Genomic DNA, 26,860 nt, shown 5'->3' with positions numbered 1-26,860 from the left:
CCTTTTTCTTTTACTTAAATAAAAAAGTAATTGCTCATTTTTACATAATCAATTACATTTGTGGGTATAAAACAAAACAATAATGCCAACAACACAACAATTACAAGATTTTACACAACAAGTTCGTAGAGATATTGTACGAATGGTACATGCTGTAAATTCAGGTCATCCAGGAGGTTCTTTAGGGTGTGCTGAATTTTTAACCTGTTTGTATCAAGAAATTATGGATTATTCTACCGATTTTTCTATGGACGGTAAAAATGAAGATTTATTTTTCTTGTCAAACGGACATATTTCACCAGTATATTACAGTGTACTAGCTCACAGCGGTTTTTTCCCTGTAGCTGAGTTGGCAACCTTTAGAAAGTTAGACTCTCGTTTGCAAGGTCACCCAACTACGCATGAAAATTTACCAGGTATTCGTATTGCTTCAGGTTCTTTAGGACAAGGTATGAGTGTTGCTATTGGTACTGCTGAAGCAAAAAAGTTAAATGGAGATGATAAAATTGTATATTCATTACATGGTGATGGAGAGTTACAAGAAGGTCAGATTTGGGAAGCAGCTATGTATGCTTCTGCTAAAAAGATTGATAACTTAATTTCTACCGTAGATGTAAATGAAAAGCAAATTGATGGATCTACTGATGAAGTTTTAGCCATGGGAAGCTTAAAAGCTAAATTTGAAGCTTTTGGTTGGGATGTTGTAGAAATTGCAGAAGGAAATAATGTAGAAGCTATTTTAGAAGGAATGGCAGAAGCAAAATCACGTACAGGAAACGGAAAGCCAGTTTGTGTATTATTACGTACTGAAATGGGGAATGGAGTTGATTTTATGATGCATACCCACGCGTGGCATGGTAAAGCACCTAATGATGAACAGTTAGAAGTTGCTTTAGCTCAAAACCCAGAAACTTTAGGAGATTACTAAAATAAAGAGTAGTTAAATATTTTAAGCGCCATTACAACTTTGTAATGGCGTTTTTATTTTATGAAAAACTTTACAAAAAGAAGTAAGTAAAACCGTAAATTTACGTCTGTAATCATATAAAATAACCAAATAGATACAGATGAAAATAGGAATTGTATGTTATCCTACCTTTGGAGGAAGTGGAGTAGTAGCAACCGAATTAGGAATGGCATTAGCAGATAAGGGGCACGAGGTACATTTTATAACGTACAATCAGCCTGTTCGATTAGATTTCTTTTCTCATCGTTTGCATTTCCACGAAGTTGTTTTAGAAGAGTACCCTTTATTTCAATATCAACCTTATGAATTAGCTTTATCAAGTAAAATGGTGGAAGTAGTTCAAAAATATGAACTTGAAGTGTTACACGTACATTATGCTATTCCGCATGCCTATGCTGCTTACATGGCAAAAAAAATGCTTGAAGATAAAGGAATTGACATAAAAGTAGTAACAACATTGCATGGTACAGATATTACTTTGGTAGGAAGCCATCCAACCTACAAAACCGCAGTAGAATTTAGTATAAATAAATCAGATGAAGTTACCGCAGTGTCTAAAAGTTTAAAGGAAGATACTCTTAGGTTATTTAATATTGATAAAGATATTAAAGTGGTGTACAATTTTATTGATGGAGAAAAATATGATAGAGCTCATGAGGGAGAGTGTAAAAGAGAAGCGCTAGCTAAACCGGAGGAAAAAATCTTAACACATATAAGTAACTTTAGGCCTGTAAAGCGTACTGATGATGTAATTCGAATTTTTAATAGGGTTCAAGAAGAAGTTCCATCAAAATTATTAATGGTTGGTGATGGCCCTGAGCGTTTAAAAGCTGAGAACTTAGCTAAAGAGTTAGAAATCGAAGACAAAGTGCTTTTTATGGGGAATAGTACAGAAGTAGCAAAAATATTATGTTATACCGATGTGTTTTTATTACCATCTGAAACGGAAAGCTTCGGGTTAGCAGCTTTAGAAGCCATGGCTGCAAGCACAGTAGTTATATCCACAAATACAGGAGGTTTGCCAGAAGTTAATATTCATGGTGTAACAGGCTTTTTAAGTAAATTAGGTGATATTGAAGGTATGGCTAATAATGCTATTAATATTTTAAAAGATGATAAAGCTTTGAATGAGTTTAAAGAAAATGCAAAAGAACATATTAAGCTATTTTCACTAAATAATATTCTCCCAGCTTATGAGAGACTTTATAAAAAATGTTCAGTAGAAGCATAAAAAAGGAGAGTTATTAACTCTCCTTTTTTTAATTAAAAACTATCACTATTTAATTTTTTCTAGTTCTTTTACTAATATAGCATCATTTAATATAATGTCTCTTTGAGATTTTAATAAATTAGTTGTAGAGTTTGGTAAATGTTCTTCAGAGTTAATTACTTCATTATATTCTTCAAGTGAAGCTTTTTCACCTCTTAAAGCCTCTTCTAATATAGCTTCTTCACTTTCATTTGAGAAAAAAGCTTTGGTATTCATCCAAGCCCTGTGTGCTGTTCCCTTTAAACTACCTCCTTTTTCAGGAGATTGACCAAAAGATTTTATTTCTGATTTTAACTGTTTACCAAACATTTCACGTTCATTGGCTTTACGAACAAAAAGATTTGTTAATGTTTCACTATTTACATTTTCTGCAGCTGTTTTATACCCTTTTGCAGCATCATAATTTTTTTCTAATAATCCGTTTAACTTATTTGATACTTCTTCTGTGTAACTATACATATATTTTAAGTTTTTAAATTAATGAGTAATTTTTTATTGATGTTTACCCAAATACCATCAAGTTAGAACACCGCCCTCTTTTTTGAGAAAAAGAACCAATTAAAATAATGGTACTAATTCCTAAGCTTACATAAGTATTGTTATTATTTTGAGAGTTAAACTCAAAAATGTTAAATAATATGTAATCTAAAATGTTATGATTTTTATAAAAATCCTAGTTTATTAATATGATATCAGTAAGAATAAACAGTGTTTATCATTATTCTATTCATAATATTTTAAGTCATAAATGTGTAAATAAAAACGCTTAATATTTTTATGACTAATTAATTACATTACAAAATTAATATTTACTTGAAATGCTGTTTAGCTCATATCTTTTCTTTTTTTGCTCATATACAAAACTCTTGTTAAAATCAAATGTTTGTAGAAAAGATAGAATACATTAAGCAAAAAAATGTAATTTTATATCATTAAAAGAATGTGTTATTGGTATAGCGTCTTAAACATATTAGAAATAGTTTAGCAAGAACAAAAAGATTATAGATATTATGATTAGCTTGATGAAAAGAAGTAGAAAATAAGTTTTAAGTATTGATAGCAGTTTTGTAGAAAAAATTAAAATTATCCAAAATAAAATTTTAAAAAAATAGATAAGTAAAACTAAAAAAGAGCTAAAAAAATGATTAAAGAAAAATATAAATGTTCTTTTGAAAAAATAAAGAACCTGGACACAAAAGTGCCTATAAATTTAGTATTAAGTGGAGGAGCCGAAAAAGGTGTAGCTCATATTGCTTTATTAGAAAAGTTAGAAGAGTTAAATATTAAAATTAATTCAATTTCAGCTTGTAGCGCTGGTTCATTGGTAGGAGCAATGTATGCTTCTGGAATGAAACCAAAAGAAATATTAAACTTTTTTAAAAATACTGAAATATTTCAGTTTTCTTGGATAACAATTGCTAAACCAGGAATTTTTAATTCATCCAATTATGCAAGATTAATTGACGATAAAATAAAACCAACCTTTGAAGATCTAGAAATACCTTTAATAGTTTCTACAACTAATTTAAATAAAGGAACTACAGAGTACTTTAATGAAGGAAGTTTACTAAAACCTGTTTTAGCATCATGTGCATTACCAGGTTTATTCAATCCTGTAAAAATTGGAGATGCACTTTATTCTGATGGTGGAATTATAGATAACTTTCCTACAACTCCCTTTAAACAGTCAGAATATCCAATAGTGGGAAGTTATGTAGTATATCCTTCTGAAAAAACAAGTGAGGAACTAAATACCACTTTGAAAGTTTTAGCACATACATCTAAACTTTTAATGCTATCATCTGAAGAATATAAGTTTTTTGAAACTTATGCTACTATTTGTTTTCCTTTAGGTGAGTTTAGCGGTTTTAGCACTAAAGAAGTAGATTCAATATATGAAACAGCAAAAAAGTACATAGATAAAAAACTAGAAGAAAGAATAAATTAATTTCAAACATTTTCTTTTTTAGAAGCTATTCTCTGTACCTTTAAATTTGTAATGTAAGGTGTACTCATAAGGTAATTTATATCTATAATTTCTGATTTTTTATTTAACCACATATTTTTAAAAATTTCAGGAATTTGTATGGGCATTACCTGATAAAGATTATTAAAGTCATTAAGTTTTCCAATTAGTTTGGTGTTAATAACTGAACATGTATAAAAACCATCGTTGGTAATGTTATATAAACCCGCTAAATAAAAGGGTTCTTGATTGTCTTTTTCTACTAAATAATTCTCTACAACTCCATTAATAACTTTATGAATATAAAAACCAGTTACGATAAATAAACACCTTCGTAAATAAAGAGCTTCTTTAAAAAGTATATTATTTTTAATATCTTCCTTATTTATATGTAGTGTTTGTTTTATATGTTGAAACTTATTCCAATTATCTCCATAATTTTGAGGAAGTAGCCCCCAAATGGCTTGCATAATTTGATTAGGATTTTCCATATTAATTATACAAACTGTTTGTTCTTTTAAACCATTAATTTTTCTTTTAGGTTTATGTAAATAAGGATACTTAAAAGGGAGTTTTGTAAAAGTTTCAATACGTTCTATACTTGCTATGTTTGATAGCTTATAAATCATAAAGCTATTATTGATTGTTAAAAACAAAAATGAGAGTAATGCCTATTAATAAACAAGAAAGTACAATATAAAAGGCTAATCTAGTTATTTTATTGTTTTGAAAAATATAATTTTTATGCTTAGAGTCAGGATTCTCTTTAATTATTTTAAAATCTTCATTACTTTTTTTCATACTTATTAATTATTTATGTTTTGTTTGTTGCAAAACTATATTGTTAAAAGATTCAATCTTTGTTCTTTAGAAATAGATATTGACTCATTTCATATTAAGTTAAGTGTAACAATTAACAAGAGATTATATTTTAGTTTGTTAACTAATAAAGTTAGTTTGAAGTCTGTTAAATTTAATGAGTGTATTTTTATATGAGTTAAGAACAAAACTAAATGAGTAAATGTAAAACAAGCTATCTAGTTAATTTTGTAACTGTACAAAAGATGTACTTTATAAACACTAATTTAAAATTTTAATAATATGTTACGTTGGACAGTCACTTTTATAATAATAGCAATCATAGCCGGTATTTTAGGATTTGGAGGAATAGCAGGAGCAGCCGCAGGGTTTGCTAAAATAGCATTCTTTATTTTTATAATTTTATTTATTATATCCTTATTTACAGGTAAAAGAAAAGTTTAAAAAAATAAAGAATAGAGTATTAAAAAGTGTGAGTTTTCACGCTTTTTTTTATTTATGAATAAGTTTTATTTATTAAGTGAGCAAAAAACAAAATTAAATGAGCAAAACACATAAATAAACCTGCGTTAATTTTGTAATAGACATTACAAATCGTTGTTTCATAGCGAAAATGTATAGGAATATATAAAATATATTTCAGGTGTTAAAAAGTACACATCTCAAATAAAGTTACTTGTAATTTTAAAATAGATTAAAATGAAAAAAATAATAATGGGATTATTGCTTACAGGAAGTATTACCTCTTTAAACGCGCAAACGGAAGTAATAAAAACGACTGAAGTAAAAAAAGCAAAAAAGATTAATGAAAAAGGTTTGATTTATGATACAAAAGTAAAAGTAGTAACAAAAAAAGAAAAACAAACTAAGTTTAATCCCAATCAAAAGAATAAACTTAATCAAGATGTAGTAGAGTCTCCAATCACAGTAGATAAAACCATTATGGTAGATAATGATTCTGATATTTTTTATGACTCAAAAGCAAAAGTAAAATATTTTAAGTATAAAGGTAATAAGTATGACTTTTTAATTGATCAAAATAATTTACTAATCACATATAAGCTTAATAATGAAGATATAACATCAGCAAGAGCTATAAAATCTATTAATAATAACTTTTATGTAGTAGAAGGTAAGGATTTTAATGGCGTAGGTTATTTTAATAAATATGGTGATTTTATTATTGAATATAAAAATCAAGAATCTAATAACTTGGAACAAGCCATTTTTGAAACCTTTAAAATGTAATTTATAAAACTAGTAAGTGATAATTTCATCCTTTTTTTATCACTAAAAGGTTAAAATGAAATGAGCAAAGATTCGTATTAAATAAGCAAACTTAGGCTTAAGTTCTTAAGTAGTTTTGTAACATAATTAATTATTAACAAAAAACACACACAGTAAAATGAATTATTTAAACATACAAACAGAAAAAGTATTACCAGTAGCAAAAGAATTAAACCAATTATTGGCTGAATATCACATATACTATCAAAAGTTAAGAAATTTTCATTGGAATATTGTGGGGAAAAACTTTTTTGAACTACATGAAAAATTTGAAGAAATGTATAGTGATGCTAGAGTTAAAATAGATGAGATCGCAGAACGTATTTTAACTTTACAGTATCATCCAATTAGTAGATATAGTAAGTATTTAAAGATAGCAAATATATCAGAAGAAAGTCCTTTTCAAACAGATAGTGATATGATTTATATTTTATTAGATGATCATAAAACATTATTAAAGCAAATGGCAAATGTGATAAAAAAAGCGGAAGAAGCAGAAGATGAGGGAACGATAGATTTAATGGGAGGATATATTGCTTCTTTAGAAAAAACAAGTTGGATGTTGAACGCTTGGAGCAAAAGTACCGTAGAGCAATTAAATGAAGATATTGTATTGTCATAAAATTATTGTTGAATTTATCTAATAACTAAAAACAAAAACTACTTTCTCCTACATGAATTTTAGCAGTACCATAGCCAAATTAAAAGAATCTGTTCAATTATACTGGAATGAGTTTATAAACCAAATTCCAAAAATAATTATAGCTATTCTTATAGTGGCTGTAGGTATTATTATTGCTAATCTTATATCAAATTTTTTTAGAAAAACAATTTCTAAGAAAACAAATGATCCTTTAATGACTAATTTTTTAGCCAAAACAATAAAAATTAGTTTTAGTATTTTGGTAATCATGCTTGCTTTAAAGATAGCAGGTTTAGGAGGCATTGCTGCAGGATTGTTAACTGCAGCTGGAGCCTCAGCTATAATTTTTGGATTTGCTTTTAAAGATGTAGGAGAGAATTTTATCTCAGGGGTAATATTATCCTTTAATCGCCCTTTCGATGTTAATGATACAGTAATGATTGGAGATATTTTTGGTAAAGTAAAAATGATGGAATTTAGATTTACCAAATTAAAAACATTCGATGGAAGAGATGTATACATTCCCAATAGTGACATTGTAAAGAAAGCTGTATATAACTATACTGAAGATGGTTTTTACCGTTCAGACTTTGTGGTTGGGATTGATTATGATGATGACATAGATACAGCAAAAAAAGTAATCATAAATGCGGTAGTTAATACTTTAGGAGTTATTGATACAGATGAACATCAATGTTTTGTTACGGTAGACGGTTTAGGAGTAAGTACTGTAAATTTAAAAGTTATTTTTTGGACCAAAACTAAAGAATACAAACGAGGCGCACTCGAAGTTAAAAGTGATGTAATTAAAAACGTAAAAAACGTGATAATAAAAAACGGGCTAAACATGCCTGCAGATATTACAGAGATAAAACTATACGGTTCACAAGACAGTATTCCAGTTACAGTAACAAAATAAAAAAAAGCAACCCACGGGGTTGCTTTTTTTTTATGAATTATAATAACTAAGACTCTCCCTAATTAAATCATCAGAAGCTTTACTGTTTATTTTAAAATCTTCATAATCGTTAAGAAGCACAAAGTTAATTTCTCCTCCTATATTCTTTTTATCATGTTTCATCAATTCAAGAATAGGCTGAAAATCTTCTTTTACCAATGCTACTTTACCATAAATTTTAATAATAGCATCTTTTATTTCAGAGACTTTATCTTCAGGAAAATCTAATACTTTTGATGATAAGTAAGCTTCACAAACCATTCCAATGGCAATAGCTTCACCATGTGTTAGAGCTTCCTTTTTCGGGTTCTCTAAAAAATAAGACTCTACACCATGCCCAATAGTATGTCCCCAGTTTAAAACCTTACGAATACCTTGTTCTTTAGGATCTTCCAAAACAACTTCATTCTTAATTTCTATCGAACGATGAATCAAATCAACAATATTAAGTTTATCGTTATCTTTAATTTCGTTAAATAACTTGATATCGTGGGTCATTCCATACTTAATAATTTCCGCAGTACCAGAACGAATTTCTCTGGGAGTTACGGTGTGTAAGTATTCAGGATCAATAATAATTAACTCTGGATTAGCAAATACACCAATCTGGTTTTTTAATACACCTAAATCAACACCTGTTTTTCCGCCAACAGAAGCATCTACCATGCTTAATAAGGTTGTAGGAATATTCACAAAATCAATTCCACGTTTAAATGTAGATGCAACAAAACCACCTAAATCAGTAATCACACCACCACCTAAGGTAATTAATAAGCTTTTTCTATCAGCTCCTAATTCAGTCATTACATTCCAAACTCCCATACAAGTTTCTATGTTTTTATGAACTTCACCAGCATCAATTTGAATGACTTCAATAGGTTTATCTGTAGCAAATAACTGAATGAATCGAGGATAGCAACAATCTAAAGTGTTGTCATCCACTAAAATAAAAACTGAAGAATAGTTTCTTTCAGAAACTAAATAGGTTAATTCATTATAGCCTTTTTCTTCAAAATGAATAGGGTATGTTGCTGCATTAATTGTGGTCATAATAACAAAAAAATATAAGGCGAAATTAAATAGAAAAAATTAAAATATATCAGTCTACTCAATTATATTTGTCTCAATAAATAAAGAAATAATATTACCTCGATAATGAGACTTTTTGATAATACAGAAACTGCTTTTAAATTAAAATCTGACTCAGAGTTAGAACGTGCATATTTTTTGTTTAAAATGATTCAGAGCCAACCAATGGTTCGAATAGGTACAGCGGTAACAAACTTTGCTTTAAAAGCACACTTACCAGTTGAAGGATTAATCCGTTCAACAGTTTTTGATCATTTTTGTGGAGGAGTAAGTGAAGATGATTGCTTACCTAATATCGAAAAAATGTACGAACAAGGTAATGTACACAGTGTTTTAGATTATTCAGTAGAAGGGAAGGAAGATGAAGCCCAGTTTGATGATGCTTTAAAAATGACATTGAAAACAATCAATTTTGCTGAAGAAAAGCAATCTATTCCTTATGCAGTTTTTAAACCTACAGGTTTCGGACGTTTCGCTTTATATCAAAAATTAACTGAAGGAAAAGAGTTTACTTCAGAAGAAAAAGTAGAGTGGGATAGAGTTGTAGAGCGTTTTCATACCGTGTGTAAGGCTGCAAAAGAAAAAGATGTTCCATTACTAATTGATGCAGAAGAAAGCTGGATGCAAGATGCTGCAGATGATTTAATTGAGGAGTTAATGGAAATTTACAATAAAGAAAAAGCCATTGTTTTTAATACGCTACAAATGTATCGTCATGATCGTATGGAATATCTACGAAAGCTACACCAAAGAGCTCACCAAAAGGGATATCATATTGGAATGAAAGTTGTTCGTGGAGCTTATATGGAAAAAGAGCGTGAAAGAGCTAAAGAAAATGGTTACGAGTCTCCTATCTGTGTTGACAAACAAGCAACGGATGACAATTATAATGAAGCAGTTCGGTATATGATGGACCATAAAAATATGGCAATTTTTGCAGGAACTCACAATGAAGAAAGTTCATATTTATTAATGGATTTAGCTAAAGAACATAATATTGCTAAAGATGATAAACGCATGTGGTTTGGTCAATTATATGGTATGAGTGATCATATTAGTTTCAATTTAGCCAAAGAAGGATATAATGTAGCGAAGTATGTTCCATTCGGACCTGTTCGTGATGTGATGCCATACCTAATTCGTAGAGCAGAAGAAAACACTTCAGTAGCAGGGCAAACTTCAAGAGAATTGAATTTACTTAAAACTGAAAAAGCACGTAGAAAGCTTTAATGAATACAGTTGATGAAATAAAAGAAGCTATCTATAAAAATAAAAAAAGATTAGCAAAAGAGCTTCAAGAAAGCAGAGAGCTTATATTTCTTGTTAGAAAATCACTAACAACTTCATTAACAGACGAAGAAAAGGCAAAAGTAAAAGAACAAACACTTGATATTTGTAAAGCAATTCCTGCCTTTACAGTGTTTATGCTACCAGGAGGAGCATTACTTTTGCCTTTACTTATAAAATTAATTCCTGATATTTTACCTAGTGCTTTTAGAGAAGATGATGAAGAGCTAGAAAATAGAAAGTTAAAATAGCACAAAAATTATCTATTACTCCCTTTTTAGGCATTAATTAAAGCTACAAAATTCCTTTAAATGAAAGTAGAAATAGTAGTATATTGTTATAAAAAAGTACTTTTTGTAAAGCTTTAAATAAAATATTACGAATTCATAAATAAAATTTCGTTAATCGTAAACAATAAAACACTACTTTTGCAGCTTCAAAATAAGCACGAATGCAATCAATAAGAAACATTGCTATTATAGCACACGTTGACCACGGTAAGACAACCTTGGTAGACAAAATTATAGATCAAGCTAAAATTTTAGATGAACGTAAAGAGCGTACTGATTTATTATTAGATAATAACGACTTAGAACGTGAACGTGGTATTACCATTTTATCTAAAAATGTATCCGTAAACTACAAAGGGGTGAAGATTAATGTAATTGATACTCCTGGTCACGCCGATTTTGGTGGAGAAGTAGAACGTGTACTAAAAATGGCAGATGGAGTTTTATTATTGGTTGATGCTTTTGAAGGACCAATGCCTCAAACACGTTTCGTATTAGGAAAAGCTATTGAATTAGGGTTAACTCCTATTGTAGTAGTAAACAAAGTAGATAAAGAAAACTGTACACCAGACTTAGTACACGAAAAAGTATTTGATTTAATGTTTGCTTTAGAAGCAAATGAAGATCAATTAGACTTTACAACTATTTACGGTTCAGCTAAAAATGGTTGGATGAGTACAGATTGGCAAAAACCAACTGAAGATATTGTTCCTTTGTTAGATGCTGTTTTAGAAACAATTCCAGAAGCACCATATCGTGAAGGATCTCCTCAAATGCAAATTACATCGTTAGATTATTCTTCATTTAAAGGAAGAATAGCTATTGGACGTGTTTACCGTGGAGATTTAGAAAAGAACAAAGACTACATGCTTTGTAAAGCAGATGGAAGTACGAAAAAAGTCCGTATTAAAGAATTACACGTTTTTGAAGGAATGGGTAAGGCTGAAGCAGAAAAAGTTCGTAGTGGAGATATTTGTGCAGTAACAGGTTTAGATGATTTTGAAATTGGAGATACTATTGCTGATGTAGATAATCCAGAAGCTTTACCAAGAATTGAAGTAGATCAACCTACTATGAGTATGTTATTTACTATTAATAACTCTCCATTCTTTGGTAAAGAAGGTAAGTTTGTAACGTCTCGTCACTTACGTGATCGCTTATTTAAAGAGATGGAGAAAAACTTAGCCTTACGTGTTGATGAAACAGATACAGAGGATAAGTTTAACGTTTTCGGACGTGGAGTATTACACTTATCAGTATTAATTGAAACGATGCGTCGTGAAGGATACGAATTACAAGTAGGTCGTCCTCAAGTAATTTTAAAAGAGATTGACGGAGTTAAGTGTGAACCATACGAAACATTATCAATTGATGTTCCTGAAGATGTAGCTTCTAAAGCAATTAACTTAGTTTCTTTACGTAAAGGAGACTTATTAGTAATGGAGCCAAAAGGAGATTTACAACATTTAGAATTTACCATTCCATCAAGAGGATTAATTGGTTTACGTAATAAAATATTAACAGCAACAGCTGGTCAAGCAATTATAAACCACCGATTCAGCGAATATGGACCTTATAAAGGAGAGTTTGCAGAAGAGTTAAAAGGTGCTATTGTTTCTTCTGAAACAGGAAAAGCAACTGCTTATGCAATTGACCGTTTACAAGATAGAGGACGTTTCTTTATTGATCCAAACCAAGAGATTTACAAAGGTCAGGTGGTAGGTGAAAATGCCAAGGCAGATGATATGGCAGTTAACTTAATTAAAGGAAAGAAGTTAACTAACGTACGTGCTTCAGGTTCAGATGACGGCGTGAAAATTGCTCCAAAAATTGATTTCTCATTAGAAGAATGTATGGAGTATATTAGACCAGATGAGTATTTAGAAGTTACCCCAGAAAGTTTACGTATGCGTAAAATTAACTTTGTAAAGTAATATTACACGCTTAGATAAAACCAAAAACCACCTGAATTACAGGTGGTTTTTGATTATATGAAATACCGATTAATTGGTTATAAACTTTAAGATAGTTATTTATATAAAAAAGAAATGCACCTTAATGATAATTATGATAAGGGGTTTGTTAAGGATGGAGTTTCAAGGTGTTTTGAGGATATAGGAAAAATACATAAACGCTATAAAAGAAGTAGCATAATCTCTTTTAATTAAAGGTTTTAAACATTGTATTTATATATTGTTTAAAATTAAAAAATTGGGGAAGTAGCGCGGCGTATAAATTTATCTACAAAAAGGTATAGAGTAAAGAAAAAATAGAATTAAAAGGGGAAGAAAACTTGTGTGATTCATAACAAGTTAATTGATGTGAGATATTTAAAGACTATGCCTTGTTTACCCTAAGTACGTAAAGAGAATAGAAGAAAAAAGAGAACTTAAATTTTTTACGAATAATTTAAAATACACTAATTATTCCACCAAACTATAAAAAACTTAAAAAGTTCGCCGTTTGGTTTCTTTAGCCAACAAAGAGGAGCATTTTCTTCATTTAAAAATTGTTGAAGTTTATCTTGAAAGGTTTCAAAAGTTAACCAGTCAATATTTGAATGTGGATTTACTAACCAGTTATGTTTATTAGGAATATAGAATTTACAATCTGAGAATTGTGGTAATTCTTTCGGGTAAATATAAAAACCATAGATACACTCATTATTTAGCTGTTTGATTTTTTCCCCGAAATCCTTTAGAGGAACAAACAATTGTGCTTTAAAATATACTTGTTGTATTATTTCATCTATAACCAACTTTAATTTATCTAAATAAGTTTTAGTGTGATTAGAATAGAGTAGTGGTAATTGTTTTTCTTGAAGTTTTGTTAGCTTTTGAATAAGAGAATCGCGTCGATTTGGGCCAATCCAATGTTCAATTTCAGAGTTTCCAACAGAAACATCATATAAGTAGAACTTATATATAATTTCTAAATGAATTGATTCTTTATCCTTTAACAATAAACAATCTAACTCTCCTACAGTAATTTTTTTATTTTGAATTTGAATGCTCTCAGCAAGGATTGATACAGAACTATTTTGATTTAATTCAAATGAAACAAAACGTTCAACCAATTTACCCAAACGTAGTTTTTGTTTGATTTCTTCATTAAACGAGATTGTTTTAATTTTTAATATGGAGAATTGTTCTAAATTAAAAACACCTTTTCCATGCCATAGAAAAGGTGTTTTTAAAAATCCTTCATATTGTAATTGTAAGTCTTTTTTTTTTAGGGACATAAAAGATTTACTCTTTAATTCCTAGTTTATCTAATACCAATTTAGTGATATCAAAACGTTCATCGATATAACCAAATTCGTTTCCAGTAGTAGTTAAAATTTGTGTATAACCATTAGCTTTTGCTACTTCAGCTATTACTTCGCTTAGTTTTTTATATAGTGGTCTTAAACTCTGCTCTCTTTGTACTTGCATCATAGCTGATCCATTCTGACGAAATTTACCCATTTCTTGTTCAAGAGTTCTTAATTCTTGAATTCTAGTTTTCTTATCATCATCGGTCATTAGTTTTTCTTCTGCTTTAAAAGAATCAACTTTTGTCTTATATTCTGTAGCTTTTATTTGAAAACTAGAATCTAGTTTTTTACCATAATTTTCTACTCGTTGTAAGACCCCTTTCATTTGAGGCATTTTACTAATGACTAATTCGCTATCTACCGTTCCTACTTTGGTTTGCGCATTTGAAAATCCTATAAAAAATAAAGTTAGTATAAAAGTGATTTTTAGTTTCATGTATTTCTGTTTTTTGACAAATATAAAAAAGTGATTTTTTTAGTGCTCTTAAAAAGCGTTAAAGTTTATTTTCAATAGTTTTTATGATATTTTGAAGATCTTCTTGGAAATCAAACCATAAAATGTTTGAATCTTTACGAAACCATGTTCCTTGTCGTTTGGCAAACCTTCTTGAGTTCTTCTTAATTTCCTCAATAGCAAATTCTTTAGTAAAGTTACCTTCAAAATATTCGAATAACTCTCTGTACCCTACTGTTTGCAATGCGTTTAGGTTTTTATAAGGATGTAGTTTTTTAGCTTCTTCTATCAAACCTTTTTCAATCATAATAGCTACACGACGATTAATACGATCATACATAATTTCTCTATCGGCTGTCAATCCAATTTTTATAGATTGAAAATTACGAGGTGCTTTAGGTTTATTTTTAAAAGAACTGTATGTTTCTCCAGTTCCTATACAAATCTCTAAAGAACGGATTAATCGATGTGGATTGTCAATAGCAATCGTATTGTAAGCTTCAATATCAAGTTTTTTTAATCTTTTTTGAAGATGTTCTATACCTTTGTTTTCTAACTCAGTAGTTAAATCTATTCTTATTTGTGGATCTACATCAGGAAAATAATCTAATCCTTTTAAAACAGCATCTACATACAAACCACTTCCGCCTACCATTATTTGAATAGGGTTTTTAGTAAATAGTTCGTTTAGAGTTTTTAATGCATCTTTTTCAAACTGTCCTACTGAATAATTTTCAAAAACACTTCTGTTTTGTATAAAATGATGTGGAGCAGCATCCAGTTCTTCGGGGTCAGGAACCGCTGTTCCTATAGTCATTTCTTTATAAAACTGACGAGAGTCACACGAAATAATTTCACAATTAAAGTGCTGAGCTAGTTTAATGCTTAGTGCTGTTTTACCAATAGCAGTTGCACCAACAATCGTAATTAATGTGTTTTTTTGAGACATTTAGTTCAGTTTTGTTCCGCAATGATAACAAAATTCTGCATCATCTTTATGTCCTTCATAGGAGCAATTTGGGCAAGATTGAGTGTTTAGGTGTACCTTTTTTTTAGTCATTTCGGAACTTACAATTCCTGTAGGTATCGCAATAATAGCATAACCAATAATTACTGTAATACTTGCAATAAATTGTCCTAAAGCGGTTTGCGGAGCAATATCTCCATAACCAACGGTTGTAAGTGTTACTATTGACCAATAAATGCTTCTAGGAATACTTGTAAAGCCGTTTTCAGCCCCTTCAATAAAATACATTACGGAACCTAAAATGATACAGATAATCAACACAAAATAAAGAAAGACTCCAATTTTAGCTTTACTAGCATTTAAAGCTTTTATTAATTGATTTGACTCTCCAATATACCTAGAGACTTTTAAAATCCTAAAAACTCTTAATAGGCGTAATGCTCTCAAAGCTATTAAACTACTATGTGTACCTACAAAAAAGAACGTTAGGTACATAGGAATAGTAGAAAGTAAATCTATAATACCATAAAAGCTAAAAATGTATTTTGTTGGCTTGTTTATTGAAATAATTCTTAGGATATACTCAATGGAAAAAAAAATAGTAATAATCCATTCTGAAATATATAGGAAATTATGATGTTTGTTATCAAAACTTTCAATACTTTCAAGCATAACCAGTACAATACTTGCTAAGATTGCAAATAACAAGATGATGTCAAATAATCGTCCTGCAGGAGTATCTGCTTCGTAGATTACTTCATGTAATTTTTCTCTCCAATTAAGTTTTTTACTATCCAAAAGATTAGGTTTTTGAATGCTTTATAGCATATTATAAATTATTTTCAACTTGTAATCGTACTATTTTAGAGACTTTATTTTTTAGTAAGTAGTTTTTAATGATGGTTTTTGCTAACTCTTTGTATTCAATAGGAGTAAGCATTGATTTTAGAATAGATAACTGGTTTTCCTGAAAAGCAAGATTGGTATATGTATATCCTATAACTTCGTTTTTTTCGATTAAAATTACGGCGTGTTCTTCAGGAATTCTGCCTTTATCAACAATAAGCATATTATCGTGATTAAAGTTTTTATCTGTAATTTTTCTTTTTCTAATGATATTGTACTTAGGTTTTAGCTTTTCAAGTTCTAAATGATATTTTAAACGGGTAAAAAGCATATTCCCAGTTTCTTCATAAGAAACTTTACTAACTCTTTTTATTACTTTTAATGCTTTTCTAGTTTCTTTTAAAAAGAGTTTATTAGTTTCTTGCTTTATATTTTTACCTCTCCCTACAAAAATGATTGTTCCTTCGTGGTTATGAACATAAAAAAGACCTTCTTTTTCAGGTAAACTATCTAATATTCTTTGAATATGAAACTTTTCATGTCTGTTGTCAAAATACTTTATAGATTGTTGAATAATACCTTTCTCAACATCTTTATCTATTAATAGTTTAAATAATTGTACCGTAGCTAATGCGTCACCTGTTGCTCTGTGACGATCAGACATAGGAATTCCTAAAAACTTACAGAGTTTTCCTAGACTATGAGATGGTGACTCTGGAATTAGTTTTTTGCTTAAACTAACTGTACATAGTGTATTTCGTTTGTATTTATAACCTAACCTGTCAAATTCGGTACGAAGAATACGATAATCAAAGTTAGCATTATGAGCCACAATAAAACAATCTTGAGTTATTTCAACAATTCTTTTCGCTATTTCATAAAACTTGGGCGCATTTCGTAGCATTTTATTATTAATACCAGTAAGTTTTACAACAAATTCCTGAATTTCCCTTTCTGGATTAACTAAACTAATGAATTGATCTACAATTTGATGTCCATCATATTTATAGATGGCAATTTCTGTAATCCCTTCTTCGTTATATTTCCCTCCAGTAGTTTCAATGTCTAAAATAGCGTACAAATCTCTCCCTTTTTTAAGCTAGTTTATGTAAATCTAAGCAATATAATTTCTAACTCCAAAAATTGAGCTTCCTATTCGTACCATTGTACTACCATTTTTTATGGCTAATTCATAATCTCCACTCATTCCCATAGATAATGTTTGTAAATTAGGATAGTTTTCTTTATTTCCATTAAAGAAATTAGCTAATGAAGAAAATTCTTCTTGTAATTGTTTTTGGTTATCTGTAAACGTAGCCATTCCCATTAAACCAACAATTTTTATATTTTCAAGCTCTTTTAACTCATCTGACGCTAAAATAGCTTCAATATCTTCAAAAGGTAACCCAAATTTAGTATCTTCTTTAGCAATTCGTGCTTGTAACAAACAATTAATAACTCTATTATGTTTTTTAGCCTGTTTGTTTATTTCTTTCAGTGTTTTAAAACTATCTACACCATGAATTAAATCAACAAAATGAGCCATATACTTTACCTTATTACGTTGTAAATGACCAATCATATGCCATTTTATGTCCTTAGGCAATTCATCATACTTAGCTACCATTTCTTGTATTTTATTCTCACCAAATATTCGCTGACCAGCATCGTAAGCTTCTTGTAAATCTGCAATAGGTTTGGTTTTAGAAACAGCAACTAACGTTACATTTTCTGGTAGTGTTGATTTTATTTTTTGAAGATTTTCTTTAATTCCTGTAATCATAATAATTGTTTATCAGACTTTATACTAAAACTCGTAAATAGTTAAAGCACTTCTTAACTTAGGTTCTATGTAGGTTGTTTTCGGTGGCATCATTAAGCCAGCATCAACAATAGTTTTTAGTTCTTGAATATTGGTAGGTAGCATTCCAAAAGAAACTTTAAACTCACCACTGTCAACCTTTGTTTTTAATTCTAACCCGTCAGATTTGTCTTGAGAATATACAATTTTAGAAGCGTTTCTAATATCCTCAATTCCTAAAATAGGTTCTAATACGGTTGTATATAAAATATAAGCATCTAATTCACTTAAACAGTCAGTAAATTCATAAGCTGATTTACGTAAATACAAAGCATAAAATTCACCATTTAAATACATGCTAAAATGGTGTTTTTCTTTAGGTTTATATAATTCCTGTCCACGATTCTCAATTCTAAAATGAGTATCTAATTCTATTAAAAGCTCCTCTGGAGTTAACCCGTTTAAATCTCTTATAAATCTATTGAATTCATAAATTTTAACCTGGCTCTCAGGTAATAGGTAACTCATGAAAAAATTATAGTCTTCTTTACCCGTATGTTTTGGATTATTTTCTGCTAAATTTTGTGCCAATAAACATGAAGATGTTGAACGATGATGTCCATCAGCAATATATAGGGTGTTAACTTCTTTAAAAGCTTTGGCTATTTGCTCTACATCTTTCTCTTCGTTTATTACCCATAAAAAATGTAAATCCCTATCAGATGTAGAAAACTCGTATTCGGCTCTTTCTTCCTGATATTTTTTTATAATAACATTAATTACATCATTGTCAGGGTAGGTGAGTAGTACTGGTTCTGCATTAAAACCTGTATTTTTTAAGTAGTTTTCAAATAGTAACTCACGTTCTTTTAAAGTGTCTTCGTGCTTTTTTATTACTTCATTATGATAATCTTCTACAGAGGTTGCTGCGATTATTCCACAGAAATTATCATTTGGAGTTATTTTTTGATATATGTAATAAGCAGGAGTTTCATCTTGCTTAAAGACTTCATTTTCTTTGAATTCTAAGTAACGATTGTGTACCAATTTAAAGCGTTGTTCTCCAGTTACATCTTGTTTATGGTATTTATATCCAGGATTAATTACATGCAAAAAAGTGTATGGATTAAAATCGAGTTTAGCTCCAATTTCCGCAGGAGTATAAATTTCATACGATTTAGAAGATACTAAAGCAACTTTATCTCTGGTGGCTCTAACAGCTTTAAAAGGTTTTACAATTGCCATAGATTATTCGCTTAGTAATTCGATGATTTTATTTGCAAGTTCAATACCAGCTCTATCTTGTGCCTCAACTGTTGAAGCACCGATATGAGGGGTCATCGATATTTCAGGGTTCATTAATAGTTGAATTTCAGGTCTTGGTTGGCTTTCAAAAACGTCTAATCCTGCATATTTAACCTTTCCACTATCAATAGCATTAACTAAATCAACTTCATTTAGAATACCTCCATGAGAAGTGTTTATAATTCCTACACCATTTTTCATTTTGTCAAACAAAGATGTTTCTATAACATATCCCTCTTGAGCAGGAAGATGTAGTGTAATAAAGTCTGATTTTGATAATAGGTTATCTATACTTTCCGTTTCAATAAAGAAGTCTACTGATTGACCATCGAAAAAAGGAATTGTGATAGTTGCATTGTCTATTTCTACATCAGTTGCTATCACTTCCATACCTAAAGCTAGTGCAGTTTTAGCTACTTCTTGTCCTACAGTATCAAAACCAATAATTCCTAATGTTTTACCTCTTAGCTCAGTTCCTTGCGAGTATTGTTTTTTTAAGGCATTAAAGCGCATATCTCCTTCTAAAGGCATTTCACGGTTCGATTGATGTAAAAAACGAACCATTCCAAATAAATGCGCAAACACTAGTTCTGCAATTGAAGTAGCTGAAGCATCTTCACTATTCACAACATGAACTCCATTATCAATAGCATAATCAACATCAATGTTGTCCATTTCGGTTCCTAAACAAGCAATAAGTTTAATGCTTGGGCAAGCATCAATTAACTCTTGTCGCACTTGTGTAGTATTACCTACTGTAATAGCATCAATAGCATGATCGTTTATATAATTTTCTAGCTGCTCTTGTGCAACTTTTGTATTTATAACTTCAAAACCTTTGTTTTCTAAAGCTTGTATTCCGCTAGCGGAAATTCCATCATTCACTAATATCTTCATCGATCTTTATATTAAAATGTCATTGTAAAAAATGACGTTGTATCTAACTTATTCTTTCTAATTCTTGCATTACATCTACTAAAGCTTGTACACTGTATAAAGGTAAAGCGTTGTACATACTTGCACGATAACCACCAACACTTCTATGGCCGCTTAATCCATTAATATTGGTTTCTTGCCACATTTTATCAAACTTAGTTTGTAAATTTTTATCAGCTAAGGTAAAAGTAGCATTCATATTACTTCGGTCTTCTATAGCAGCAACTCCTTTAAATAAAGGGTTTCTATCTATTTCACTGTATAAAAGAGCTGATTTTTTCTCATTCACTTTTTCAATGAACTCGATACCTCCTAAGTCTTTCAACCACTCTAAGGTTAACATAGAGGTATATACTGCAAATACAGGTGGTGTATTAAACATACTTTCTTTGTCAAGAAATACTTGGTAATTTAACATTGAAGGAATTTGACGTTCAACTTTACCTAAAATGTCTTCTTTTATTACAACAAGGGTAGTACCAGCGGGTCCCATGTTTTTTTGAGCTCCTGCATAAATTAAATCAAATTTTGAAAAATCCAGTTGACGAGAAAAAATATCAGAACTCATATCACATATCATTGGAACAGAAGTCTTAGGAAAACTCTTCATTTGTGTTCCATAAATGGTATTATTACTTGTGCAATGAAAATAGTCTACATCTGTAGGAATTTCATATGTTTTGGGAATATAACTGAAGTTCTTATCTTTTGAGGAAGCTACTTCTACTAATTCGCCAAATAATTTAGCTTCTTTAATTGCTTTATCACTCCAAGTCCCTGTATTTAGGTAAGCTGCTTTTTTATTTAGTAAGTTATAAGCAACCATTAAAAACTGCATACTGGCTCCACCTTGTAAAAACAATGCTTTGTAGCCTTTATTTTCAAGACCTAATAATTCTAGTGCTAAGCTTCTTGCTTTTTCAATTACATCTACAAAGGGTTGACTTCTGTGTGAAATTTCGATTAAAGATAAATTGTCATTATTAAAGTCAATGACTGCTTCTGATGCTTTTTTTAGCACTTCTTCAGGTAAAATACAAGGCCCTGCACTAAAGTTATGTTTTTTCATTTGTGTTGTTGTGTTTTGCTACACAAAGGTGCAAATTTATATAGAGACTCTTTTAAATTTTAGCTAAAAATTCTAGTGTGTTTACACCGTCAGCATAGTCCCATAACTTTGGGTGTTGTGTCTGTCCGAATGCTATTTCATTTTCAATAAAATTATTAGCTACAACACATTGAATTTGCTCTCTGTCTTCCCACAGTTTAATCTTTAAATCATCAGTATTGTTATAATATTCATAAAAAACAGAAGCGATAGGTGAGGCGTAGCTTTCATCTTCTTTAATCATTAAAAACCCATTTTCTAAAATATCAAACTCACTCATTAAATACACTGCCTTATTGTAATCGTAATTATTAGCGTATTTAACATTGTTAATGATTTCATGTTGTTGATACATTCCATTGAAAAAAGCGTCGAAATTATAGTCTTTAGGAACAAATACTTTTGAAACAGAACGACAACCTAATCCGAAATAACGAAAAACATCTTCGCTTAAATTTTGCAGTTGTTCTTCCGATTCATTTCCTGTTAAAACCGCAACAGAGTTTCTGTTTTTTCTTATAATGCTAGGTTTATCTTTAAAGTAATATTCAAAATAACGTGCTGTATTATTACTACCAGTAGCTATTACCGCATCAAACCCTGTTAGTTTTTCTTCAGTAAACGTGATTTTTCTTTTTAATTCAGGATCAATATATTCTAAATATTTTGCTAAAAAAGGCAATAAATGTTTATCGTTAGAAGATTGTTTAACTAATACCGAGTGCCCAGAAATTAGAACTGATAAAAAGTCATGAAAGCCTACTAACGGAATGTTTCCAGCCATGATAACAGCGACTAATTTAGGTTTGTTGTCACCTAAGTTTTCGTTAGCAATCCACTGAGTTAAGTTTTCTGAAGTAAGTGCTTTTGCCCAATTTTCTATAGAGAATAATATGTTTTCTCTGGTAAACCAGGTGTTATTTTCTCCTGCTATTTTTAATTGATGCTTAAATCCATCAAAAAACAATTCGTTATGTTCTATATGTTCTTTTTTCTCTATTTTTTCTTGAGAAAATTGACTTAAAAATTCTCCTAGTTTATGAAAAGCGTTAATTCTACTTTTTATACTATCCATTTATTTTGGTTCTAAATTAAATTGGAACTATTTTTGCAAATGCAAAGTTACAAAACTGAAAGAGATTAATTATGGCAATTATAATAACTGATGAATGTATAAACTGTGGGGCTTGCGAACCTGAATGTCCTAATACAGCAATTTACGAAGGTGCAGATGACTGGAAATATGCTGACGGTACTGATTTAACAGGAAATATTGTTTTACCAAACGGTAAATCTGCCAATGCGGATGAAGATCAAGAGCCAATTTCGGATGAAATTTATTACATCGTTGTAGATAAATGTACAGAATGTAAAGGTTTTCATGAGGAACCACAATGTGCTGCTGTTTGTCCTGTTGATTGTTGTGTTCCTGATGAAGATAATGTAGAAACAGAAGAAGAGTTATTAGCTAAACAACGTTTTATGCATAACGATTAATAAGCTCCAAATTTTTGGAGATATGAAATAAAAAAATCCTGAGAATATTCTCAGGATTTTTTGTTTTTATGAAAACTTATTAAAGTTTAAATCCTAGTCTAGTAAAAAAGTAAGCACCGTCTGACCCCATTTGAACAGAATCTGCTAACCCACCTTGATCAGTCCATCCATCAAACTGTGGAGTAGGGTACACGTTAAAAATGTTATTTCCTCCAATCGTAAAGGTAATTTTATCTGTAAAAGCATAGCTTAGACTTAAATCGGTAGTAATTTTACTTTTATAAACATCAGTAGCCACAGGGTATAAGGCATCAGCTTCTGCTTGGGTTGTTGCTGGTGTATCTACCCATTGAAAATCTTGCAACTGAACTTCGCTAAATTTTGTGAAGTTTAAAGCAATATCTAGTTTTTTATAGCCGTATCCAAGGTTTAAACCGAATTTGTGATCTGGAGCTGCCGCTTTTAAATAAGCTTCAGAAAAAGGACTAAAGAAAGTAAATCTGTTTAAGTTTCCGTTCTTTATCTTTTCAATTTTAGTATCGTTAAAGTTTCCTACCAATCCTACATCTATTCTATGATCTTCAAAAGACTTTTTATAGTTTAAAACAATATCTAATCCTTGCGTTTTTGTATCAACACCGTTAGCAAAGAATTGTGCTGCATCAACGCCTAAATTCAATCCAGAAGCATCAAAGTTATCTGTTAAAATAATGCGATCATCAACAGTAATAGAATATGCATCAATGGTAGCTGTAAATCCACCAATTTTATAAGTAAACCCTAAACTAGCATTGAATGCTGTCTCTTCTTTTAATTGTTCTATTCCGAAAGCTCTAGTTACAGTACTGTTATTTGCAGATAATAATGATGGTAAAGATTCCCCATTAACAATATTGGTAAATTTTAAATTATAATATAATTGAGCTAAAGATGGTGCTCTGAAACCTGTGGAAATAGAGCCTCTCAAGGTTAAGTTATCACTTGCTTTAAATCTTGAAGCTAACTTAAAGTTAAATGTACTACCAAAATCACTGTAATCTTCATAACGAACAGCTGCGCCTACTAAGAATTTTTCTGTAAAGTTAAATTCAGAATCAAAATAGATACCTACATTACTTCTTGAACGATCTACTTCATTATCTGGCCCATAGCCTGGAAAACCTTGAGACCCTCCAGGTAGCTCATCTCCATTACTATCAACAGCTACAGGTTGAACAGCAGGATTTGTCATTAATACTCCGTTATCATCATATAATCCATAAGAAGCTTCTTCTCCAGCAAAAATGATAAAGTTTTCTGTTCTATACTCTAAACCGAAAGCAAGATTAACTCCACTCATTAAATCTTCTAAGTACTTACTAAAATCTAATCCAGTAGTATTTTGTGATAAACTATGACCTCCTGCATTAAAATCGGTAGGTGAAGCATCTTTTAAAGAAGCGTTGTTTGAATCTTTTATAAAATAATGAAACTTGTTTTCTCCATACGTATTGTTAAAGTCAATCTCCCAACCATTTTCTAATTTATGTTTAATTCCTGCCGATACAGATATATCAGTGATATTTGAAGTAATCCTAGGGGTAAATCCATTAGGGTGTATACTAGGAACACTTCTATTGTCGCCTTCATCAAAACTATCTCTTGAAAAAGCATACGCATCAGTATCTCTATAATTTCTGCCTCCAAAAGCATATACTTCGGTATTGTCATTTACAGGTAAACTAGCATTTACCATAAAATTGAATCCATCTATAGCAGCGCTACCATATCCTTTTCGCCAAGAAAAACCAGGTCTCAACGTTCTTTCTTTTGACAACAATTCGGTAGTAAAGTTTACAAAACCTCCTTTATCATTCAATTTAGCTCCGTAGTTTAAATCTAGTTTAAAAGTTCCACCATCAAAACTTTTGTCTTCTCCATCTAATCTGTTTTTTCCTTCAACATTGTATAAAGTTTCTCCTGTAGCTTCAGCCCATCCACTTCCTATTGCTGTGCTATAAACTCCATAACCAATACTTCCTGAAACACCGTCGGTATTATCTTTTAAAACAATATTAATAACTCCTGCAATAGCGTCAGAACCATACTGAGCAGACGCTCCATCTCTTAGAACTTCAATTCTTTTAATAGCAGCAGCAGGAATTGCATTTAAATCGGTTCCTGAATTTCCGCGTCCACGTGTTCCAAAAATATTAACCAGTGATGATTGATGGCGTCTTTTACCGTTGATAAGTACCAAAGTTTGGTCTGGCCCCAAACCTCGTAAAGAAGCAGGTACGATATGGTCGGCACCATCTGACCCTGATTGCTTAGTAGCATTAAATGACGGAGCTGCATACTGTAATATATCATTTACTTCTACTTTACCATTTTTAGTTGCTAAATCTCCTACATCAATTATATCAACAGGTACAGGTGTGTCAATAGCTGTTCTTTTAGGGTTTCTAGACCCTACGATAACAACTTCATCTAATTCTAAACCTTCTTTTAAAACAATATTAAAATTAGTTTTTCCATTAATAGAAATTTCTTGTGTTTCAAAACCTGAAAAACTAACTATTAAAGTTCCATCTGTATTAACATTAAGTGAAAACTCGCCGTTAAAATCTGTAGATGTACCATTAGAGGTTCCTTTTTCTACAATGTTAGCTCCTGGCAAAGGTTCGTTATTTATATCTTTTACTGTTCCTCTAATTAATGTTTGAGCATTTAACAAGTAAAGTCCACCAAAAAATAGGTAAATAATAAGAAGGGTACGTTTTTTCATGTGAAAATATTTTTTAAGTTAATTTCTTAAAAATAGTAAAAAATCAACCTAAGTCTTAAAAAAATGTTAAAACCATAAATTAAAGAGCTATAAACTAACTTAAATGAATCTTAAATAATTAGAAAATTTAGAAAGCAAAGCACTATATTTGCACTCGCAAAATTTCAATAAAACAATAGAATGAAAGCTGGAATTGTAGGATTACCAAACGTAGGGAAATCAACCTTATTTAACTGTTTATCTAACGCAAAAGCGCAGAGTGCAAACTTTCCGTTTTGTACCATTGAACCTAATTTAGGAGTAGTAAACGTGCCAGATACTCGTTTAGAAAAGCTAGAAGAATTAGTAAACCCTGAAAGAGTTTTACCTGCAACTGTAGAAATTGTAGATATTGCTGGTTTGGTAAAAGGAGCTAGTAAAGGAGAAGGGTTAGGTAACCAGTTCTTAGCAAACATTCGTGAAACAGATGCTATTTTACATGTATTGCGTTGTTTTGATAACGATAATATAGTACACGTAGATGGTTCTGTTGATCCTATAAGAGATAAGGAAACTATTGATATAGAACTTCAGTTAAAAGATTTAGAAACTGTTCAAAAACGTTTGGAGCGTGTAAAAAGAACAGCTAAAACAGGTAATAAGGAGGCGCAAGTAGAATTGGAAATTCTATTAAAGGTTGAAGAAACATTATTAGAAGGAAAATCTGTTCGCTCTATTGAATTTACAGAAAAAGAAGAGGAATTTGTAAAACCATTACAGTTCATTACTGCAAAACCAGTTTTATATGTGTGTAATGTTGATGAAGGTTCTGCTGTTTCAGGAAATGCTTATGTTGATAAGGTAAAAGAAGCGGTAGCACACGAAAATGCTGAAGTTATTGTGTTAGCAGTTGGTACAGAAGCAGATATTACAGAGTTGGATGATTACGAAGAGCGTCAGATGTTCTTAGCTGATATAGGATTAGAAGAAGCAGGAGTTTCTCGCTTAGTTCGTTCGGCTTATAAGTTATTAAACTTACAAACTTATTTCACTGCAGGTGTAAAAGAGGTAAGAGCTTGGACAATTCCTGTAGGTGCTACTGCACCTCAAGCGGCAGGAGTTATTCACACTGATTTTGAAAAAGGGTTTATCCGCGCTGAGACTATTAGTTATGATGATTATGTATCATTTGGTAGTGAAGCTAAAGTGAAAGAAGCAGGTAAAATGAGAGTAGAAGGAAAGGAGTATATCGTTAAAGATGGTGATATTATGCACTTTAGATTTAACGTATAATCTTTTTGAAGAATA

General features: G+C 30.5%; 26 protein-coding genes. 12 read left to right on the top strand and 14 right to left on the bottom strand.

Features of this window, described 5'->3' with window-relative positions; translation table 11 throughout:
* Window positions 1-82: 82 nt before the first annotated feature.
* On the top strand, window positions 83-928 hold the full coding sequence (locus tag D6200_RS03850) for a transketolase (protein WP_073184119.1): 846 nt from the start codon (window positions 83-85) through the stop codon (window positions 926-928).
* A gap of 139 nt (window positions 929-1,067) precedes the next feature.
* Window positions 1,068-2,198, top strand: coding sequence for an N-acetyl-alpha-D-glucosaminyl L-malate synthase BshA (gene bshA, locus D6200_RS03845; RefSeq protein WP_073184117.1), 1,131 nt, complete (start codon window positions 1,068-1,070; stop codon window positions 2,196-2,198).
* Window positions 2,199-2,243: 45 nt separating this feature from the next.
* Here bshA and D6200_RS03840 read toward each other — a convergent pair whose 3' ends face one another.
* Window positions 2,244-2,696 carry a ferritin-like domain-containing protein gene (locus D6200_RS03840; protein ID WP_073184115.1) on the bottom strand — a complete coding sequence of 151 codons (453 nt, stop codon included), beginning with the start codon at window positions 2,694-2,696 and terminating at the stop codon, window positions 2,244-2,246.
* Between the two features lie 682 nt (window positions 2,697-3,378).
* Here D6200_RS03840 and D6200_RS03835 point away from each other — a divergent pair.
* Window positions 3,379-4,185 carry a patatin-like phospholipase family protein gene (locus tag D6200_RS03835; protein WP_053056662.1) on the top strand — a complete coding sequence of 269 codons (807 nt, stop codon included), beginning with the start codon at window positions 3,379-3,381 and terminating at the stop codon, window positions 4,183-4,185.
* 2 nt (window positions 4,186-4,187) lie between these two features.
* On the opposite strand, the gene D6200_RS03830 is transcribed toward D6200_RS03835, so the two are convergent.
* Window positions 4,188-4,832, bottom strand: a complete 645-nt coding sequence (locus D6200_RS03830) for an SOS response-associated peptidase family protein (RefSeq protein ID WP_047788876.1) — start codon at window positions 4,830-4,832, stop codon at window positions 4,188-4,190.
* A 472-nt stretch (window positions 4,833-5,304) separates the two neighbouring features.
* On the opposite strand from D6200_RS03830, the gene D6200_RS03825 reads away from it, so the two are divergent.
* The 4 genes from D6200_RS03825 (at window position 5,305) to D6200_RS03810 (ending at window position 7,871) form a co-directional block, all read left to right on the top strand.
* Complete coding sequence (locus tag D6200_RS03825) at window positions 5,305-5,466, top strand: DUF1328 family protein (RefSeq protein WP_047788875.1); 162 nt, start codon at window positions 5,305-5,307, stop codon at window positions 5,464-5,466.
* 255 nt (window positions 5,467-5,721) lie between these two features.
* Window positions 5,722-6,270: a hypothetical protein gene (locus D6200_RS03820; RefSeq protein ID WP_125064368.1), complete on the top strand. Its 549-nt coding sequence runs from the start codon at window positions 5,722-5,724 to the stop codon at window positions 6,268-6,270.
* Between the two features lie 157 nt (window positions 6,271-6,427).
* Window positions 6,428-6,931: a Dps family protein gene (locus tag D6200_RS03815; protein ID WP_047788873.1), complete on the top strand. Its 504-nt coding sequence runs from the start codon at window positions 6,428-6,430 to the stop codon at window positions 6,929-6,931.
* Between the two features lie 52 nt (window positions 6,932-6,983).
* Complete coding sequence (locus D6200_RS03810) at window positions 6,984-7,871, top strand: mechanosensitive ion channel family protein (RefSeq protein WP_073184113.1); 888 nt, start codon at window positions 6,984-6,986, stop codon at window positions 7,869-7,871.
* Between the two features lie 30 nt (window positions 7,872-7,901).
* On the opposite strand, the gene aroB is transcribed toward D6200_RS03810, so the two are convergent.
* Complete coding sequence (gene aroB / locus D6200_RS03805; RefSeq protein ID WP_073184111.1) at window positions 7,902-8,960, bottom strand: 3-dehydroquinate synthase; 1,059 nt, start codon at window positions 8,958-8,960, stop codon at window positions 7,902-7,904.
* Window positions 8,961-9,062: 102 nt separating this feature from the next.
* Here aroB and D6200_RS03800 point away from each other — a divergent pair, with 102 nt between their 5' ends.
* The 3 genes from D6200_RS03800 (at window position 9,063) to typA (ending at window position 12,510) form a co-directional block, all read left to right on the top strand.
* Window positions 9,063-10,229, top strand: a complete 1,167-nt coding sequence (locus tag D6200_RS03800; RefSeq protein ID WP_047788870.1) for a proline dehydrogenase family protein — start codon at window positions 9,063-9,065, stop codon at window positions 10,227-10,229.
* Window positions 10,229-10,537: an LETM1 domain-containing protein gene (locus D6200_RS03795; RefSeq protein WP_047788869.1), complete on the top strand. Its 309-nt coding sequence runs from the start codon at window positions 10,229-10,231 to the stop codon at window positions 10,535-10,537. Before D6200_RS03800 ends, D6200_RS03795 begins: the two co-directional genes overlap by 1 nt.
* 200 nt (window positions 10,538-10,737) lie before the next feature.
* Window positions 10,738-12,510, top strand: a complete 1,773-nt coding sequence (gene typA / locus D6200_RS03790; RefSeq protein ID WP_073184109.1) for a translational GTPase TypA — start codon at window positions 10,738-10,740, stop codon at window positions 12,508-12,510.
* Window positions 12,511-12,995: 485 nt separating this feature from the next.
* Here the strand turns inward: typA and D6200_RS03785 are convergent, their stop codons facing one another.
* Genes D6200_RS03785 through D6200_RS03740 form a run of 10 tightly spaced genes read right to left on the bottom strand, consistent with a single transcriptional unit; the run spans window position 12,996 to window position 22,384 of the window.
* Window positions 12,996-13,817, bottom strand: coding sequence for a DUF1853 family protein (locus tag D6200_RS03785; RefSeq protein ID WP_073184107.1), 822 nt, complete (start codon window positions 13,815-13,817; stop codon window positions 12,996-12,998).
* Window positions 13,818-13,824: 7 nt separating this feature from the next.
* Window positions 13,825-14,328 (bottom strand): OmpH family outer membrane protein, encoded by a 504-nt coding sequence (locus tag D6200_RS03780; RefSeq protein WP_047788866.1) that lies wholly within the window; start codon window positions 14,326-14,328, stop codon window positions 13,825-13,827.
* Window positions 14,329-14,386: 58 nt separating this feature from the next.
* On the bottom strand, window positions 14,387-15,295 hold the full coding sequence (gene miaA / locus D6200_RS03775) for a tRNA (adenosine(37)-N6)-dimethylallyltransferase MiaA (protein WP_073184105.1): 909 nt from the start codon (window positions 15,293-15,295) through the stop codon (window positions 14,387-14,389).
* Window positions 15,296-16,111, bottom strand: a complete 816-nt coding sequence (locus tag D6200_RS03770; protein ID WP_082118625.1) for an ion transporter — start codon at window positions 16,109-16,111, stop codon at window positions 15,296-15,298.
* A 31-nt stretch (window positions 16,112-16,142) separates the two neighbouring features.
* Window positions 16,143-17,240, bottom strand: coding sequence for an exonuclease domain-containing protein (locus D6200_RS03765; protein WP_073184103.1), 1,098 nt, complete (start codon window positions 17,238-17,240; stop codon window positions 16,143-16,145).
* A gap of 33 nt (window positions 17,241-17,273) precedes the next feature.
* Window positions 17,274-17,942, bottom strand: coding sequence for a YggS family pyridoxal phosphate-dependent enzyme (locus tag D6200_RS03760; protein ID WP_073184101.1), 669 nt, complete (start codon window positions 17,940-17,942; stop codon window positions 17,274-17,276).
* Window positions 17,943-17,966: 24 nt separating this feature from the next.
* Window positions 17,967-19,205 carry a DUF1015 domain-containing protein gene (locus tag D6200_RS03755; protein ID WP_047788861.1) on the bottom strand — a complete coding sequence of 413 codons (1,239 nt, stop codon included), beginning with the start codon at window positions 19,203-19,205 and terminating at the stop codon, window positions 17,967-17,969.
* Between the two features lie 3 nt (window positions 19,206-19,208).
* Window positions 19,209-20,162 carry a D-2-hydroxyacid dehydrogenase gene (locus D6200_RS03750; RefSeq protein WP_073184099.1) on the bottom strand — a complete coding sequence of 318 codons (954 nt, stop codon included), beginning with the start codon at window positions 20,160-20,162 and terminating at the stop codon, window positions 19,209-19,211.
* Between the two features lie 43 nt (window positions 20,163-20,205).
* Window positions 20,206-21,270, bottom strand: coding sequence for a 3-phosphoserine/phosphohydroxythreonine transaminase (gene serC, locus D6200_RS03745; RefSeq protein ID WP_073184097.1), 1,065 nt, complete (start codon window positions 21,268-21,270; stop codon window positions 20,206-20,208).
* Between the two features lie 52 nt (window positions 21,271-21,322).
* On the bottom strand, window positions 21,323-22,384 hold the full coding sequence (locus D6200_RS03740) for an acyl-CoA reductase (protein ID WP_073184095.1): 1,062 nt from the start codon (window positions 22,382-22,384) through the stop codon (window positions 21,323-21,325).
* A 71-nt stretch (window positions 22,385-22,455) separates the two neighbouring features.
* Between D6200_RS03740 and D6200_RS03735 the strand changes: the two genes are divergently transcribed.
* A complete protein-coding gene (locus D6200_RS03735) occupies window positions 22,456-22,806 on the top strand; it encodes a 4Fe-4S dicluster domain-containing protein (protein ID WP_047788857.1) in 351 nt (116 codons plus the stop codon).
* Window positions 22,807-22,885: 79 nt separating this feature from the next.
* Here D6200_RS03735 and D6200_RS03730 read toward each other — a convergent pair whose 3' ends face one another.
* On the bottom strand, window positions 22,886-25,573 hold the full coding sequence (locus tag D6200_RS03730; protein WP_073184093.1) for a TonB-dependent receptor: 2,688 nt from the start codon (window positions 25,571-25,573) through the stop codon (window positions 22,886-22,888).
* A gap of 180 nt (window positions 25,574-25,753) precedes the next feature.
* On the opposite strand from D6200_RS03730, the gene ychF reads away from it, so the two are divergent.
* Window positions 25,754-26,845 carry a redox-regulated ATPase YchF gene (gene ychF, locus D6200_RS03725; RefSeq protein ID WP_073184091.1) on the top strand — a complete coding sequence of 364 codons (1,092 nt, stop codon included), beginning with the start codon at window positions 25,754-25,756 and terminating at the stop codon, window positions 26,843-26,845.
* Window positions 26,846-26,860: the final 15 nt, after the last annotated feature.

Origin of the sequence: Tenacibaculum mesophilum (assembly GCF_003867075.1) — a bacterium.
Lineage (GTDB): Bacteria > Bacteroidota > Bacteroidia > Flavobacteriales > Flavobacteriaceae > Polaribacter > Polaribacter mesophilus.
Note: the sequence above shows the minus strand (reverse complement) of the source record. Positions and strands in the feature narration are given on the sequence as shown.

Bases quoted from the DNA above. Each gene is read 5' to 3' on its own strand.
- D6200_RS03820 (WP_125064368.1), top strand. From the start codon at position 5,722: ATGAAAAAAATAATAATGGGATTATTGCTTACAGGAAGTATTACCTCT.
- D6200_RS03750 (WP_073184099.1), bottom strand. From the start codon at position 20,162: ATGAAGATATTAGTGAATGATGGAATTTCCGCTAGCGGAATACAAGCT.
- D6200_RS03760 (WP_073184101.1), bottom strand. From the start codon at position 17,942: ATGATTACAGGAATTAAAGAAAATCTTCAAAAAATAAAATCAACACTA.
- D6200_RS03850 (WP_073184119.1), top strand. From the start codon at position 83: ATGCCAACAACACAACAATTACAAGATTTTACACAACAAGTTCGTAGA.
- typA (WP_073184109.1), top strand. From the start codon at position 10,738: ATGCAATCAATAAGAAACATTGCTATTATAGCACACGTTGACCACGGT.
- D6200_RS03835 (WP_053056662.1), top strand. From the start codon at position 3,379: ATGATTAAAGAAAAATATAAATGTTCTTTTGAAAAAATAAAGAACCTG.
- D6200_RS03785 (WP_073184107.1), bottom strand. From the start codon at position 13,817: ATGTCCCTAAAAAAAAAAGACTTACAATTACAATATGAAGGATTTTTA.
- D6200_RS03755 (WP_047788861.1), bottom strand. From the start codon at position 19,205: ATGGCAATTGTAAAACCTTTTAAAGCTGTTAGAGCCACCAGAGATAAA.
- D6200_RS03780 (WP_047788866.1), bottom strand. From the start codon at position 14,328: ATGAAACTAAAAATCACTTTTATACTAACTTTATTTTTTATAGGATTT.
- D6200_RS03840 (WP_073184115.1), bottom strand. From the start codon at position 2,696: ATGTATAGTTACACAGAAGAAGTATCAAATAAGTTAAACGGATTATTA.
- D6200_RS03740 (WP_073184095.1), bottom strand. From the start codon at position 22,384: ATGGATAGTATAAAAAGTAGAATTAACGCTTTTCATAAACTAGGAGAA.
- serC (WP_073184097.1), bottom strand. From the start codon at position 21,270: ATGAAAAAACATAACTTTAGTGCAGGGCCTTGTATTTTACCTGAAGAA.
- aroB (WP_073184111.1), bottom strand. From the start codon at position 8,960: ATGACCACAATTAATGCAGCAACATACCCTATTCATTTTGAAGAAAAA.
- D6200_RS03825 (WP_047788875.1), top strand. From the start codon at position 5,305: ATGTTACGTTGGACAGTCACTTTTATAATAATAGCAATCATAGCCGGT.
- ychF (WP_073184091.1), top strand. From the start codon at position 25,754: ATGAAAGCTGGAATTGTAGGATTACCAAACGTAGGGAAATCAACCTTA.
- D6200_RS03810 (WP_073184113.1), top strand. From the start codon at position 6,984: ATGAATTTTAGCAGTACCATAGCCAAATTAAAAGAATCTGTTCAATTA.
- D6200_RS03795 (WP_047788869.1), top strand. From the start codon at position 10,229: ATGAATACAGTTGATGAAATAAAAGAAGCTATCTATAAAAATAAAAAA.
- D6200_RS03830 (WP_047788876.1), bottom strand. From the start codon at position 4,832: ATGATTTATAAGCTATCAAACATAGCAAGTATAGAACGTATTGAAACT.
- D6200_RS03815 (WP_047788873.1), top strand. From the start codon at position 6,428: ATGAATTATTTAAACATACAAACAGAAAAAGTATTACCAGTAGCAAAA.
- D6200_RS03730 (WP_073184093.1), bottom strand. From the start codon at position 25,573: ATGAAAAAACGTACCCTTCTTATTATTTACCTATTTTTTGGTGGACTT.
- bshA (WP_073184117.1), top strand. From the start codon at position 1,068: ATGAAAATAGGAATTGTATGTTATCCTACCTTTGGAGGAAGTGGAGTA.
- D6200_RS03735 (WP_047788857.1), top strand. From the start codon at position 22,456: ATGGCAATTATAATAACTGATGAATGTATAAACTGTGGGGCTTGCGAA.
- miaA (WP_073184105.1), bottom strand. From the start codon at position 15,295: ATGTCTCAAAAAAACACATTAATTACGATTGTTGGTGCAACTGCTATT.